The organism is Mycobacterium sp. MS1601 (assembly GCF_001984215.1).
In the GTDB taxonomy this organism is placed as follows: domain Bacteria; phylum Actinomycetota; class Actinomycetes; order Mycobacteriales; family Mycobacteriaceae; genus Mycobacterium.
On sequence record NZ_CP019420.1, the window covers coordinates 1,429,795 to 1,443,341 of the forward strand.

Below are 13,547 nucleotides of genomic sequence, written 5' to 3' on the forward strand. Positions count from 1 at the left end.
CTCGGGCACCCCTACCCATCCGGCTCGTCGGTGGCTCCGAATAGCAGGATGTGCAGGCCAACGAGACGAGCAGACGATCGGTCGCGGTCATCGGAAGCGGGGTGGCGGGCCTCACCGCCGCCCATGTGCTCTCCGCACGCGACCGGGTGACCCTCTTTGAAGCAGGCACGCGGCTGGGCGGGCACGCCCACACGCACTTCCTCGACGACGGCAACGGCGCCACCATCGGCGTCGACTCGGCGTTCCTGGTGCACAACAACCGCACCTATCCGACGCTGTGCCGTCTGTTCGACGAGCTCGGCATCCGCACCCGCGACACCGACATGTCGATGTCGGTGCGTGCCGACGGCAGCGGGCTGGAATACGCAGGCGCCCGTGGGCTCGGCGGCCTCTTCCCCACACCGTCCAACCTGACGCGGCCGCGCTATCTCCGCATGCTCGCGGAGGTGAAGCGATTCCACCGCAAAGCCACCGAACTGTTGCGCAGCGACACCGGCGACAGCGAGACCGTCGGTGATTTCTTGCACACGCACAGGTTCAGCGCGTACTTCGCCGAGCACTTCATGACTCCCCTCGTCGCCGCGGTGTGGTCGTGCGCGCCTGACGTCGCCCTGGACTACCCGGCGCGGTACCTGTTCACGTTCCTCGAACACCACGGCATGCTGACGGTGTTCGGATCACCGACGTGGCGGACCGTCGTCGGCGGTTCTGCCACCTATGTGCAGGCGATCGCGAGACGAGTCGACGAAGTCCTGACGGCGCGGCGGGTGGTATCGCTGCGCCGCGTCCCCGGCGGCGTAGAGATCACCGCGGCTGCCGACGAGCCGCGTTTCTTCGACGCCGCGGTGGTGGCGACACATTCGGATCAGGCACTGGCGCTGCTGGCTGAGCCCACCGCGGCCGAGCGCTCGGTACTCGGCGCCATTCCGTACTCCACCAACCGCGCGCAACTGCACACCGACGAGTCCGTGCTGCCCCGCCGGACCCGTGCCCGCGCGTCATGGAACTACCTGCTGACGCCGGAGCAGGACTCCGTGCTGGTCACCTACGACATCAGCAGACTCATGCGACTGTCAGGGCCCAGGCGTTTCCTGGTGACCCTTGGTGGGCACCAGCACGTCGATCTGGCGGCGGTGTTGGCCGAGATGACCTATCAGCATCCGCTGTACACACCGGAATCGGTTGCTGCCCAACAACTCCTCCCCTCGTTGGACGACGATCGCATCGTGTTCGCCGGCGCTTATCACGGCTGGGGGTTCCACGAGGACGGCGCCGCCGCCGGCCTGCGGGCCGCGCAGCACCTGGGCGCACAGTGGTCGGCTCCGGCGGTCACCGAGGAGGCGATGGCATGAGCACGCCGGCGCTGTACCGCACTCGCATCACACACCTTCGCCGCGCACCGGTGCACCACTACTTCGAGCACAAGAGCTACAGCTGGTACATCGACATCGACCAGCCACCACAGTTACCCAAACCGCTGCGGGCGTTCGCACGGTTCGAGGCGGCCGATCATTTCCAGGCGCCGCCGGACGGTCCGGACACCCTGCGCAGGCGTGTCGAGACATTCCTCGCCAACCACGACGTCCACCTGCCAGGCGGGCGAATCACGGCGCTGATGCAGGCGCGGGTGCTCGGGTATGTCTTCAACCCGCTGAGCCTGTTCTGGTGCCACGACGCCGACGGCGAGGTGCGCGCCGTCATCGCCGAAGTGCACAACACCTACGGCGGCAGGCACGCCTACCTACTCCCCCTGACCAGGGCCGCCCCATCACGGTGGCCAAGAAACTGTACGTCTCTCCGTTCAACGACGTCGACGGCCACTACCTGGTGCGCGCACCCCGCCCGGATTCCACTGTGGACGTGACGATCTCGCTGCACCGCGAACACCAACCTGCGTTCGTCGCCACTCTGCGCGGAACCCGGCGCAAGGCCACCACCGGACGGGTGGCACGACTGCAGTTCACCGCCCCGCTGGCGCCCCTGATGGGGGCACTGGCCATTCGCACACAGGGCATCATCCTGTGGTTGCGTCGCGTGCCATTGGTGCCCCGCGACGCAGGTTGTCCCGCCACCGCCAACACCGTCACGGTATCTGAGAGGGCTCACCAATCGTGACCATCCACGCCACCGGAACTCACTATCCGACAATCGATTCCGACCGCTGGCCCGGCCTGGAACGGATCCCCGCCGGACCAGTCGCCGCATTGTCAGCCAAGGTCGCCGACAACCTGCTGCGCCGCGCAGCCCAGCGGTTGCCGCTGCGCCTGGCCTACCCGGACGGCACTGTGGTGGGCGCCGCAGACTCGACGCTGCCCACTCTGGTTCTGCACCATCCCGACCGGCTCGCCCGCCGGGTCGGCAACAGCGGCCTCATCGGGTTCGGCGAGTCCTACATGGCGGGCGAATGGTCCTCCGATGACCTGGCCGGCGTCCTGACCGCGTTCGCCACGTCGGTGGCCGACCTGGTACCCAAGAGCCTGCAGGCCATGCGTCCCATCGCGCTGGCGCGGCAGCCCCGTACACACCACAACAGCCGAGACCATGCCCGCCGCAATGTCTCTGAGCACTACGATCTGTCCAACGAGCTGTTCGCCGAGTTCCTCGACGAGTCTTTGACCTACTCCAGCGCCTGGTTCGACGACCGGCCGGCAACGTTCGGCGAACTGACCGCCGCCCAGCACCGCAAGATCGACCGCCTGCTCGACCGGGCGAATGTCGGACCCGGTACCCGACTGCTCGAAATCGGTACCGGCTGGGGTGAATTGTGCCTGCGGGCGGCTGCTCGCGGCGCCCAGGTGCGCTCGGTGACACTGTCGACCGAACAACAGCAATTGGCCCGACGCCGCGTCGCCCAAGCCGGCTTCGGCGATCGGGTGGACATCGATCTCTGCGACTACCGCGACGACTCGTTGCTGGCCGGGGGGCGGTTCGACGCAGTGATTTCCATCGAGATGATCGAAGCCGTCGGATATCAGTTCTGGCCCACCTACTTCCAGACGCTGGACAACCTGGTGACACCCGGCGGGCGCGTCGCCATCCAGGCCATCACCATGCCGCATTCTCGGATGCTGGCCAGCCGCAACACCCACACCTGGATCCAGAAGTACATCTTCCCCGGCGGACTGCTCCCGTCGACGGAGGCCATCTTGGGAATCACCCAGCGGCACACCCGATTGCGCACCGTCGACATGTTCTCTCTGCAGGAGGACTACGCCGAGACGCTGCGGCTGTGGCGCGAGCGGTTCGTGCAGCGGCGCACCGCGGTGGCGGCACTGGGCTTCGACGACGTGTTCCGGCGGATGTGGGAGCTGTATTTGGCGTACTCGGAGGCAGGTTTCCGCTCCGGCTATCTCGACGTCTACCAGTGGACCTTCAGCCCGTCGGGAGGTCGTTGGTGAACTTCGCCACCGTCACGCTCACCTCACTGACCGCGGTGATCGCGGTCTTCACAGCCACATTCGTCATCGGCAGGCGCCTGGGGCGCTACAACGTCGTCGACATCACGTGGGGGCTGGGGTTCGTGGCGGTGGCGGCGACGGCCGCGGCGGTGGGCAACGGCGATCTGGTACGACGACTGGTGATGCTGGCTCTGGTGTCGATCTGGGGACTGCGGCTGGCGTGGCACATGTACGGCAAAACCCGAGGCAAGGGCGAGGACCCTCGCTATCGCAACATCCTCGGTGAAAACCCGTCCCCGGCCACCGTGATCCGCAAGATCTTCGCCGTCCAGGCGTTCGCCTGCTGGTTCATCTCGCTACCGGTCCAGGTGTCAGCGGTATCGGGACCGACGCCGCCCGCATTGATTCCGGTGCTGGTCTTCGGTGTGCTGGTCTGGGTATTGGGTGTGACATTCGAGGCCGTCGGCGACTACCAGCTGAAAGCATTCAAAGCAGATTCCGCCAACAAGGGCGCCATCATGGACCGCGGGTTGTGGTCATGGACCCGGCACCCCAATTACTTCGGCGACGCCTGCGTGTGGTGGGGCGTCTGGCTGAGCAGCGTCACTGGATGGGTCGCGCTGTTGACGATGCCTGCTCCGATCCTGATGACCTACTTCCTGGTGTTCGCCACCGGGGCTCGGCTCACCGAGAAGCAGATGGAGGGTCGGCCGGGCTTCCGCGAGTACCAGGAGCGGGTTTCGTTCTTCGTGCCTCGTCCACCGAAAGCGCGCGTGACATGACGATTCTGGCCGCACCGCCGGTTATCCTCATGCTCGTGACGGACCTCGACGTGCTGCTACGCCGGGTGGCGCGCCAGGACGCCGAGGCGTTCGCGCAGTTCTATGACCACACCCGCGCCAGGGTGTACGGCCTGGTCACCCGGGTGCTGCGTGACCCCGGCTACAGCGAAGAGACCACCCAGGACGTGTACCTGCAGGTGTGGCGGTCAGCCGACAATTTCGACCCCGCCGCCGGATCGGCGCTGTCCTGGCTGATGACCTTGGCGCACCGCCGGGCGGTGGACCGGGTGCGTTCCGAGCAGGCGGCGACGTTGCGTGAATCACGCTATGGCGCCGCCAACGTCGAACTCGCCGGTGACCACGTCAGTGATGCCGTGATCTCCCGCGAGGAGCGCCAAGAGGTCGTCGCCTGCCTCGACGGCCTGACCGACCTGCAGCGCGAATGCATCCACATGGCGTACTACGACGGTCTCACCTACGTTCAGGTGTCTGAGCGGCTGTCCGCAAATCTGGCCACCATCAAGTCCCGCATGCGTGATGCGCTCCGTGGGCTGCGCAATTGCCTGGGGCTGCGATGACAAACCCCTCAGAGCCGGATGTCATGGACCTCGCGGTGCCCTACGCGCTGCATGCCCTCAGCGCCGAGGAGCGCGACGCCGTGGATACGCAGGTGGCGCAGAGCGGTCAGGCATCGGCGTTCTACGACGAGGTCCGCGCCGTCCGGGAGGTGATGGCGCGACTGTCGGCGACCACGGCCATCGAACCCCCACAGCACTTGCGCGCGTCGGTGCTGTCGGCCGCCCTGGGCGACAATGTGCGTACGCTGCCCCGCCGTAACTGGCGCCAGGTGGTCTTGGCGGCGGCCGCGGCGGTGGTGATCGGCGTCGGCGCCCTCGGGGTCGGCCTGGCCTTGCGACCCGCGCAGCAGCCGTCGACCACCGAGCAGATCTTCGCGGCTCCCGACGTGCGTACCGTCTCCGGCGAGCTGCCCGGTGGCGGTCAAGCCACGCTGGTGTTCTCGCACGAGCGTGACGCCGCGTATCTGGTGATGAACAACGTGCCGCCCCCATCGGAGGGCACGGTGTACCAGATGTGGCTGCTGCACGACGGGCAGGCAACCTCCGCGGGCACCATGGACGCCGCCGCGGTATCCCCGTCCACCACGGCTCTGGTTCCCGATATCGGTGAATCGACCGCGCTGGCCTTCACCGTCGAGCCGGGCACCGGGTCGGACCAGCCCACCAGCGAGCCCTTCGCGAGTCTGCCGCTCAGCTGACGGTGGCCGCGGCCACTTCGGCCAGGACGTCGTCGATACTGTTGCGCCGCTGCCATGCTCGACGTTGCCGGGCGGCGCCATTGCCGTCCCGCAGAACACGCTGCAGTTCGGCACTCGCGTAGTCGTAGTCACCGGCCGCCTCCAATGCGGGACGCAGTTCGTCGACGAACGCGGTGAGCAATACGGGCATCTTCCCCTGCGTCCCGTCTCGGGCGCAACGCCAATAGGCAGCGCGCAGAACGTGATCCGAGGTCACCCGGTCCAGGTCGGGAAGGCGCAGCGCCGTCATCACCGCGGCGCGGATCAACACGGCCAGCAGGGTGGCGTCGGCGGCAGTGGCCGAGACGTCGGCGGCCCGGATCTCCACTGTCGGGAACTTGGCCGACGGTCGGGCGTCCCAATAGACCATCCCGTCATCGACAATGGTTCCGGAGTCCTGCATTTCAGCCACCACGGTGTCGAACTCGGCAGCCGAATGCAGGTGCGGCGGTGGCCCGGCGCTGGGCCACCGGTTCCACAAGATGTGACGCCAGCTCGCGTAGCCGGTGTCGGCATTGCGATAGATGGCGGAGTTGGCGCTCAGTGCCAGCAGCAGGGGCAGCCACGGCCGTAGTCGCGTACAGACGCGAACAGCGGTGTCTCGATCGGGCACTGCGACGTGCACGTGGCAGCCCGAGATGCCCTGCTCGTGGGCGATCATCCCGAAATCGGCGGCAATGCGCCGGTAACGGGGTTTGTCGGTGATGGGGAATTCGTGCGGAACAGTCGGTGGCAGCGCCACAGCCAGCAGCCGCGCATTCGCCTTCTCCGCGGCGGCTGCGCTGATGCGGCGCAGGCGGGTGATCGCGTCATGCACCTCACCTGGTGTGCGAAGAACGTCGGTGGCGGTCTCCACCTGGCAGGTGGTCAGCTCCATCTGCAGATCCACCCCCTGCTCAGCGGCGTTCTGGGCCACCTCGGTGTTCAGTGCGACGGGCGCGCCGGTATCCGGGTCGACGAGCAGAAACTCCTCCTCGACGCCGATGGTCGGTGGATCGCCGAAATCAGCTGTCATCGCGCCGGGATTCACCGATGTGTGCGCAATCAAACGCGTAGCATCCGACGCGATGAGCGGGAACTTTCGATTCGGGGTCGGCGTCAACCGCGTTCATTCGGGTGCGGCGCTGGTGGAAAATGCAAGGCGCTTCGAAGATCTCGGGTACGACGTGTTCATCGTGCCGGACCATTTGGGCGCCATCGCACCGTTTCCCGCACTGGCCGCCGCGGCGGCGGTGACGTCGACGATCCGGCTGGGTACCAATGTGCTCAACGCCGGGTTCTACAAACCTGCCCTGTTGGCACGCGATGCCGCCGATGTGGACGTGATCAGCGAGGGACGACTGGACCTCGGTCTGGGAGCCGGGTACGTGCGCGAGGAGTTCGAGGCGGCCGAGTTGCCCTACCCGACGGCCGGGCAGCGGGTGCGGCACCTCGAACACACCGTGAGCTATCTGCGGGAGCACCATCCGTCCATCCCGCTGCTGGTCGCAGGTAACGGGGATCGGGTGCTGACGCTGGCTGCACAGCAGGCGCAGATAGTCGGTCTCACGGGCTCGGACATCGGCAAGGGTGTTGATGATCCGCTGGCCGAGCGGGTGGATTTCGTGCGGGCCGCCGCGGGTGACCGCGACGTGGAGTTGAATCTGACGGTCACCGCTGCGCCTGGTGATGCGTCGGGCAAGCCTGATCTGACACTAATGCGGCGGTACGCGCCACAGTCCTCCGACGCGGATCTGCTGCGGTTGCCAGGTGTGCTGTCCGGCACGCCAAAAGATATGGCCGACCAGGTGCGTCACCTGCAGAATCGTTACGGGATCAGCTACCTGACGGTGATGTTCCGGCAGGCAGATCAGTTTGCGAAGGTCATCGCCGAGCTGCGCTAGCGGGTGGTGCGGGAACGGCGCCCCCGGACGGTATCCTTGAGCTTCTCGCCAGCCGAACGCACACCGGCATTCATGCGGTCCGCCTTGCCCTCGAACTGCATGCGCCGATTGCCGGTGGCCTTGCCCACCTTCTCCTTGGCGATGCCGGTGAGCTTGTCGACCTTGATCCATGCCTTGTCTGCTGTGCTCATGGGCTCAGGGTTACCGGACCTCCGCTGGCTGAAACCACCGCCTGCGCCAAGTACACTGCCACCGTCGCCCCCGTAGCTCAGGGGATAGAGCACGGCTCTCCTAAAGCCGGTGTCGCATGTTCGAATCATGCCGGGGGCACGTCGCGTTTTGTCTTGGGTCGGGTGATGCCTGACTTTTCGCCTCCGGTTGATGGGCGACAGTGCTTCGGTTGATCCTTGACACTCCGCTCAGGGAGGTCATGAGCGGCTGATGGGCCGTAATAGGCCTTGTTGGCGGTGTAGCCATTGGGTGGTCGATTTCGCGGTCGCCTACGGTGAACAGCCTCTGGAGGCATCCGGAACACGCCAGGAGCACCGGGGCAGGACGGCGGTTCGTGGAGAAGGCCGCGGAGTAGACCAGCTCAGCGCACCGCTGATTTGACCTTTGGAGTGTGCTACACCATGGCGGCCACGGTGTCGTAGTACACACCCTTGTGTGCTCCCGTGGTGGTCGTGATCCCGTAACCACCTCCATCGCCTGCGGTGTCTTGGTAGCAGAAGAACCACGTGACCGGAAAGTTGGGGTCCTGGTTGGCCAGCTGCCAGGTCAGCCAGTTGGACGCATCCTGTTCGGTAACCTTGCCGGGCGTAATGTAGCCGACCTCGGTGAACGCCATCGGCCGTGTGTCGCTGTGGGATGCCTGGACTGCTTTGAGCGCGTTGATCTGTGCGATGCCGAACGGATTGGTCTGCGGATCCACGAACGTGGCGTTCTGGTCGTCCTTGATGCTGTAAGGGTGGTAGCCCAGCAGATCGTAGTCGCCGTTCTCGCCGCCGGCATACATGCCGTTGAGCCAGTCCACCGGTGACCAGTTCTTGCCCAGCGGGGACTGGAAGGTCGGGTAAGCGGCCATCCCACCTGAGATCACCTGTGATCCGACAGCTCTGATGTGCGGAGCCGCGGCCTTGAGGTAGGTGACATAGGTGGCGGGTGTGCCGATGTAGAACGCAATGAGGTTGGGCTCATTCCACACCTCGTAGTACGGAACATCGCCGAAGATTTCCACGCACTTGCCCACGAAGTTTCCGAACGCCGTGGCATTGTGGTTCAGCGGGTAGTGGATACCCAAGCAGGGCATAGGTATCAAATCGCGAGCAACCAGCGCATTCTTCACCGCAATCACCGGGGCATAGTTGGTAGAGCCGAAGATGTTGCTCAGGTAGCCCCAGTCGACGGCGAATCGTACGGATTCGAAGCCCATTGCCGCGATCTCGTCGAGTGTGGTGGCCAGTTTCGTCGCCGTCATCTGGCACAGGTTGCTCTGATTGATCCCCAGGCTCATACCCGATTTGCCCTTCCTTCCAAGTGTTTCGCCCTACATGAGTGGGCGATTCTGCAGTGGGCCTGCAGTTTTGAGGTAGGTATCGCGTCAGCGTAGGCCCATTCACTGACAAGGGTCGCCGCCCTGACACCGACTGGGCACAGGGCAGTCACCCGATGAAAACCGTTATCCGGAAGGTTAATTCGGCGACGTTGGTTTGGTCGGTTTTTCTGTATCTCGCGCTGCGCTTTAGTCGTTCGGTGCGGAAGTCTTCGCATATCCCATCGTTATTACGATCAATCTTTCGGAATCTGGCGCACATCAACTGCTTCAGGGTGTCGAGGGCGCGGTCAGTTTCCTGCCAATGATGATTCCTGCCGGGCACCCGCCAGGACGTGGATCCGTAGCCATTCGGGCCGGGTGGTCCCGGACGGGCGGCCCATACTGGTTGCAACGCTGCCGGGTAGCCGTCGTTGCGCACCCGCGTCACCGGTGCCGTACGCGTCAGGGTATGCAGCCATGCTCTGATCACGCGCCCCTCCCGCCTCGCGGGTCACCATTTGGGCGAAAACTCACACCAGTTTCAGATTGCGGTGCATATGCTGTGAGCCATGGGGGCGGCACCTTCGGTCTATTTGCTGGTCGGGTTTCTTCGGAATCAAGGGCGATGTCAGTGTGGCTGGACCGGCAAGAGTCGTTGGTTGCGAGGATCGGCGATGGTCGACGTCTTCGAGCACTCCCACCGGACCGGTCACCTGCCCGCCGAGATCGTGGTCAGGCAGTCGATGAACGCGCTATGACCTTCGAATCGATGTCCGGCCAGTCGCCGACACCGCCGCACTCACCGGTTGGTGAAGACGCTGGTTTGGGCGTCCGCCATGTCGAAACGTTCGTACCTTCCGCCAGTGCTTGCGCGAAGTCCCTCAACTCCGAGGCCACCGAGCGCCGATTGTCGACACCGACCGCGGGTGACGTCTCGACCGGCAGCCCAGCCATCACCAGGATTACCGGATACGTTAGCCGTCAATGCTTTTCGCGCCGCAACACAGATACCGAACCGCCGGACACCGTGGTGATGCCGGCGTCCTCGTCCACATCTGCCCCACGTTCACTCGTCGTTGTTGGCAGGCAATCGTGCTGGGGCACTCCCGAACTGCGCTGACCGGCGCAGTCAGTCGGCAGTGACATAGTGGATCCAGACCAGATCTTCGGAGCCGATCCGACGCCGTGATGGTGTGCTGCCCGCCGTGAAATACACAGTGGCCGGTCCGAAGCCGTCGTCGACACTCAGTGGAACCACCGTGTCGATCAGCAGCGCGGCTCGCACGTCCCGATCGGTCCAGTCGATCAGGCTCAGGTACACCTCCAAACCGTCACGCTGCAGCTTGGCAACGCGTTCGGCCAGGTATCCACCTTCAATCTGCAACGAAATCAGTTTTGGCACCCCGCGAGCTTGTTCTCGTTGCTGCCGCTGCGCCGAGAGGGGTTCGGACGGCAGGGTGTCGGATTTCGCTCGATGAAGCTGTCGTTGACTCGGTGGCATCAACTTGCGGCTGCGCGCGAACACCGAACCTCGTCGTAACGGGTCGGGTTGGGGCGCGGCGGCGTGGTGTTCCTCGGTGCCGCTGAGGTCTCGCAATTCTCCGCTGCTCATGGTCTTTATTGTGTGGATCGTCATCTGCATCGTCGGGGCGGTTGAAGCAGCCCGCCCCGGGGAACATGCTGCCTCAGTGAGGCTTTGGCGTCTGGGACGGCCGTCACAACGGTGCCATCACGCCTCGTCGAAGCCCCGGGTGGCGGGCTGAACTGTCCTACGGTGATGCCTCACCCCCTTTCGTCGGTTATCTGCTGGCTGTTCGCGGAGGGCTGCGCTGGTTTACCCACACCCGGCACGCCGGACGACGCCAGACTCGTTCTGCGGGGTGCGGGGCCCGACCAGCCCACCGGGGCATGGGAGTGGCGCACTCTGTGGCTGGCGGTGCCGGCGGAGGAAGGCGCGGAACCATCCTTTCCGCTGCAGCGCACAGGATGGCGTCGACTTCGGCGAACAACCCGATCACTTCGGGCCGGAGCGGCGATTCCAGGACAGACTCGCCGGAACGTCCTCCGTCTGCCGGCACACACTGGATACCGAGCTCCAGCAACGCATTGTCGCCCACGCGCCAGGCGTCCATGGGCATTACCGCCGGACGGGCCGCTGTCCCCGAAACCTGCTGGTTGAAGCGGTCCAGTTCCTGAGATGGGTCGCTACGCACCAACATTGCCGTCTCCCTCCAACACTCCTTTCCAGGTCACTCGGCCTCCTCAAATCTGTGCCAAATGACATAGTTTTTATATAGCTCGAATAGGATGTGACCGCAAGTGCTCGAGACACTTTTTTTGATGACGACGTTGAGGAGCTCGCTCCCCATGACTGACCCCGCACACGACAACAGACCAGCGCCGCATCAGCCGGTCTACGCGATCTCCGTTGCGGCCGAATTGTCCGGAGCACCGGTCCAGTCCATCCGCCTGTGGGAACGGCGAGGGTTGCTCAACCCGCGCCGCAGTCCCGGTGGAACCCGCCGATACAGTGCCGACGATCTGGACCGCATTGCGCGCATCACCAACCTGGTTGCTGCTGGGGTCAACATCGCCGGCATCGGCCGAATCCTCGATCTCGAAGACGAGAACACAGTCCTTCGGGGTGCCCGGCAACAGATCGTGGGCCAACACAAGTCATCGCGCCCGTGAATCCCCGTCGACCAGGAACGTCAGCCTCCACACTGACGGTAGAACTCGACATGTGCGGCGGCAGCAGCGTCCCAGGTCATGCTCTCCGCCAGCGCGCGCCCAGGGCCAGGGTCGGGCGGGTAATCCACGGTCGCCTGCAACGCTGCGGCGAAGTCAGCCGCCGACGAGGCGAAAGCCACTGTATCGCCGAATACTTCACGCAGCACGGGCAGATCCCGTGCCACCAGCGGACGCCCGGCGGCCAGGGCTTCCATGGCGGCCAGGCCGAAGCCTTCCTTGGTCGAGGGGAAGGCGAAGACCTCGCAGGCAGCCACCAGACTCGGCAGTTCGGTATCTTCGACAGCACCGAGTATCACCGGCCTGACGCCCAGCTCCACGCAGCGCCTTTCGAACGTGGCGCGGTAGTCTCGGTAGTCGAACAGCGTCTCTCCACCGGCGATCACCAGCGACAAAGCGGGGTCGCGCTGCTGCAACAACGCCATGGCCTCCACCAGATCGACAGTGCCCTTGCGGGGTTCGATGCCCCCCACCGCCAGCACATAGCGACCCAGCCGAGAACGCCAGTGATCCAACGCCGAAGTATCCGATGAAGCAGCGATGAAGCGCTTCGCCTGAACACCATTGGGGATCACCGTGGGTGATAAACCCCAGCCCGCCCGCACTTCGGCGGCCACTGCCTCGGACACGCAGATCCGCGCGTACGGCTCGACGATGGCACGCTCGTGACACTCGGCCAACACCGGCGTGGTGAACTGATCCAGGTGATGGATGGTGCGTATGCACCGGCCGACGGCGTTGGCGCTGATGCAGTCCTGTGCATGCACGATGTCATACTCTGCAACGGAGAACGCTTCTCGCATCGTCGAAATGGAGCGCACTATCCGATCGGTCACGGTGTCACCGGGCAGGTCCACGAACTCGACCAACTTCACCGTCACCGCTGGGTCGACGTCGCGGAAGAAGCCGCGGTCGCCGGCGCGAGCCAGCGACCACACTGTCACGTCGACACCGCAGGCAGCCAGCGCCTCAGCCAGGTTCAGCGTATGCACCACGCCACCACGGGGTTTCGTCGAGTACGTCAGCAGCGCGACGCGCATCCTCACAGCCTGCTCCGATACGTGGCTGGACGAAGCTCAGCCAGATGGTTGAGCACCTTGCGGGCCCGGGCGATCTCGGCCTCGACGTCGATCTCGACCTTGGCCAGCCCACCCTTGGCGCGCGTGGTCGCCAGGATGTCACCGCCGGGCCCCACCACCTTCGCCTGTCCGAGGAACCGCAGATTGCCCATCACCCCAGTCTGATTCGACGACACCAGCACCACCTGGTTCTCGGCAGCCCGGGCGCAGTCGTACAGATCGAACAGCCGGGATTGCCTGTCGGCGGGTAGACGCGAGGCACGATCGGTGATGCTGGCCGGCCACGCCGACAGTGCGGCGATGATGTGCGCGTCGGCGGTGGCCAGCGCACGGGCAGCTTCGGGGAAGGTCTTGTCGTAGTCGATCAGCATGCCGAGCCGGCCGACCGGGGTGTCGAACGCCGAGAACGCGTCACCGGCCAGGTACGTCAGCGATTCACCGGCAGGCTGATGCACCTTGCGGTATGTGCCCAGCACACCGTCGCCCGTCACGCAGATGGCAGCGTTGTACCGACCACCACCGGGTGCGGCTTCGGCGTAGCCCAGGCACACCGTCATGGGCCCCGCGGCGGCAATCACGGCGGCGATCTCGGGGCCGTCGGGATCCAGCGCGGGCGGCGGGTCCTCTGGATCGGGGGCGCGGAAGTCCCCGATGTACCCACCCAGGCAGGCATCGGGGAACACCAACAGGTCGACGCCCTCCTGCCGTGCGGTCCCGACGATGCCTACGGCTTTCTCGACACAGCGGGGCAGGTCGCGCCCGAAGTGCGCTGCTACCGCAGCGAGGGTCACCATTGCCATCGGGAGTA

14 protein-coding genes, 1 tRNA gene and 1 pseudogene are annotated in these 13,547 nt (G+C 65.2%); 9 read left to right on the forward strand and 7 right to left on the reverse strand.

What is annotated here, in order from left to right; all coding sequences use genetic code 11:
- Positions 1-50: 50 nt before the first annotated feature.
- The 6 genes and pseudogenes from BVC93_RS06935 (at position 51) to BVC93_RS06960 (ending at position 5,456) form a co-directional block, all read left to right on the forward strand.
- Positions 51-1,352: an NAD(P)/FAD-dependent oxidoreductase gene (locus BVC93_RS06935; RefSeq protein ID WP_083736518.1), complete on the forward strand. Its 1,302-nt coding sequence runs from the start codon at positions 51-53 to the stop codon at positions 1,350-1,352.
- Positions 1,349-2,115: pseudogene (locus tag BVC93_RS06940) on the forward strand (DUF1365 domain-containing protein). The gene BVC93_RS06935 and the pseudogene BVC93_RS06940 overlap by 4 nt, the downstream one beginning before the upstream one ends.
- Positions 2,112-3,398 (forward strand): class I SAM-dependent methyltransferase, encoded by a 1,287-nt coding sequence (locus BVC93_RS06945; protein WP_083736519.1) that lies wholly within the window; start codon positions 2,112-2,114, stop codon positions 3,396-3,398. The pseudogene BVC93_RS06940 and the gene BVC93_RS06945 overlap by 4 nt, the downstream one beginning before the upstream one ends.
- On the forward strand, positions 3,395-4,180 hold the full coding sequence (locus BVC93_RS06950) for a DUF1295 domain-containing protein (protein ID WP_083736520.1): 786 nt from the start codon (positions 3,395-3,397) through the stop codon (positions 4,178-4,180). Before BVC93_RS06945 ends, BVC93_RS06950 begins: the two co-directional genes overlap by 4 nt.
- A complete protein-coding gene (locus tag BVC93_RS06955) occupies positions 4,177-4,758 on the forward strand; it encodes a sigma-70 family RNA polymerase sigma factor (RefSeq protein ID WP_083736521.1) in 582 nt (193 codons plus the stop codon). The genes BVC93_RS06950 and BVC93_RS06955 overlap by 4 nt, the downstream gene beginning before the upstream one ends.
- Positions 4,755-5,456, forward strand: coding sequence for an anti-sigma factor (locus tag BVC93_RS06960; RefSeq protein ID WP_083736522.1), 702 nt, complete (start codon positions 4,755-4,757; stop codon positions 5,454-5,456). The genes BVC93_RS06955 and BVC93_RS06960 overlap by 4 nt, the downstream gene beginning before the upstream one ends.
- On the opposite strand, the gene BVC93_RS06965 is transcribed toward BVC93_RS06960, so the two are convergent.
- Positions 5,449-6,510: a glutamate--cysteine ligase gene (locus BVC93_RS06965; protein WP_083736523.1), complete on the reverse strand. Its 1,062-nt coding sequence runs from the start codon at positions 6,508-6,510 to the stop codon at positions 5,449-5,451. The genes BVC93_RS06960 and BVC93_RS06965 overlap by 8 nt on opposite strands.
- Before the next feature lie 52 nt (positions 6,511-6,562).
- Here BVC93_RS06965 and BVC93_RS06970 point away from each other — a divergent pair, with 52 nt between their 5' ends.
- Positions 6,563-7,378 (forward strand): TIGR03621 family F420-dependent LLM class oxidoreductase, encoded by an 816-nt coding sequence (locus BVC93_RS06970; protein WP_083736524.1) that lies wholly within the window; start codon positions 6,563-6,565, stop codon positions 7,376-7,378.
- Here BVC93_RS06970 and BVC93_RS06975 read toward each other — a convergent pair.
- Positions 7,375-7,569: a CsbD family protein gene (locus BVC93_RS06975; RefSeq protein ID WP_083736525.1), complete on the reverse strand. Its 195-nt coding sequence runs from the start codon at positions 7,567-7,569 to the stop codon at positions 7,375-7,377. The two genes, BVC93_RS06970 and BVC93_RS06975, sit on opposite strands and share 4 nt — an antisense overlap.
- Positions 7,570-7,635: 66 nt before the next feature.
- On the opposite strand from BVC93_RS06975, the gene BVC93_RS06980 reads away from it, so the two are divergent.
- Positions 7,636-7,708 (forward strand) — tRNA-Arg (locus BVC93_RS06980).
- A 295-nt stretch (positions 7,709-8,003) separates the two neighbouring features.
- Here BVC93_RS06980 and BVC93_RS06985 read toward each other — a convergent pair.
- The 3 genes from BVC93_RS06985 to BVC93_RS06990 all read right to left on the reverse strand — a co-directional run bounded on the left by BVC93_RS06985 (position 8,004) and on the right by BVC93_RS06990 (position 10,524).
- Positions 8,004-8,855, reverse strand: coding sequence for a hypothetical protein (locus tag BVC93_RS06985; RefSeq protein WP_157516808.1), 852 nt, complete (start codon positions 8,853-8,855; stop codon positions 8,004-8,006).
- 184 nt (positions 8,856-9,039) lie between these two features.
- Complete coding sequence (locus BVC93_RS32980) at positions 9,040-9,402, reverse strand: hypothetical protein (RefSeq protein ID WP_157516809.1); 363 nt, start codon at positions 9,400-9,402, stop codon at positions 9,040-9,042.
- Positions 9,403-10,041: 639 nt separating this feature from the next.
- Complete coding sequence (locus BVC93_RS06990; RefSeq protein ID WP_083736527.1) at positions 10,042-10,524, reverse strand: hypothetical protein; 483 nt, start codon at positions 10,522-10,524, stop codon at positions 10,042-10,044.
- A gap of 755 nt (positions 10,525-11,279) precedes the next feature.
- Between BVC93_RS06990 and BVC93_RS07000 the strand changes: the two genes are divergently transcribed.
- On the forward strand, positions 11,280-11,603 hold the full coding sequence (locus tag BVC93_RS07000; protein ID WP_083736529.1) for a MerR family transcriptional regulator: 324 nt from the start codon (positions 11,280-11,282) through the stop codon (positions 11,601-11,603).
- A 20-nt stretch (positions 11,604-11,623) separates the two neighbouring features.
- On the opposite strand, the gene BVC93_RS07005 is transcribed toward BVC93_RS07000, so the two are convergent.
- Complete coding sequence (locus tag BVC93_RS07005; protein ID WP_083736530.1) at positions 11,624-12,700, reverse strand: MSMEG_0565 family glycosyltransferase; 1,077 nt, start codon at positions 12,698-12,700, stop codon at positions 11,624-11,626.
- A 2-nt stretch (positions 12,701-12,702) separates the two neighbouring features.
- Complete coding sequence (locus tag BVC93_RS07010; protein ID WP_083736531.1) at positions 12,703-13,539, reverse strand: carbon-nitrogen hydrolase family protein; 837 nt, start codon at positions 13,537-13,539, stop codon at positions 12,703-12,705.
- Positions 13,540-13,547: the final 8 nt, after the last annotated feature.

Bases quoted from the DNA above. Each gene is read 5' to 3' on its own strand.
- BVC93_RS06955 (WP_083736521.1), top strand. From the start codon at position 4,177: ATGACGATTCTGGCCGCACCGCCGGTTATCCTCATGCTCGTGACGGAC.
- BVC93_RS06960 (WP_083736522.1), top strand. From the start codon at position 4,755: ATGACAAACCCCTCAGAGCCGGATGTCATGGACCTCGCGGTGCCCTAC.
- BVC93_RS06965 (WP_083736523.1), bottom strand. From the start codon at position 6,510: ATGACAGCTGATTTCGGCGATCCACCGACCATCGGCGTCGAGGAGGAG.
- BVC93_RS06970 (WP_083736524.1), top strand. From the start codon at position 6,563: ATGAGCGGGAACTTTCGATTCGGGGTCGGCGTCAACCGCGTTCATTCG.
- BVC93_RS06975 (WP_083736525.1), bottom strand. From the start codon at position 7,569: ATGAGCACAGCAGACAAGGCATGGATCAAGGTCGACAAGCTCACCGGC.
- BVC93_RS06985 (WP_157516808.1), bottom strand. From the start codon at position 8,855: ATGACGGCGACGAAACTGGCCACCACACTCGACGAGATCGCGGCAATG.
- BVC93_RS06990 (WP_083736527.1), bottom strand. From the start codon at position 10,524: ATGAGCAGCGGAGAATTGCGAGACCTCAGCGGCACCGAGGAACACCAC.
- BVC93_RS07000 (WP_083736529.1), top strand. From the start codon at position 11,280: ATGACTGACCCCGCACACGACAACAGACCAGCGCCGCATCAGCCGGTC.
- BVC93_RS07005 (WP_083736530.1), bottom strand. From the start codon at position 12,700: ATGCGCGTCGCGCTGCTGACGTACTCGACGAAACCCCGTGGTGGCGTG.
- BVC93_RS07010 (WP_083736531.1), bottom strand. From the start codon at position 13,539: ATGGCAATGGTGACCCTCGCTGCGGTAGCAGCGCACTTCGGGCGCGAC.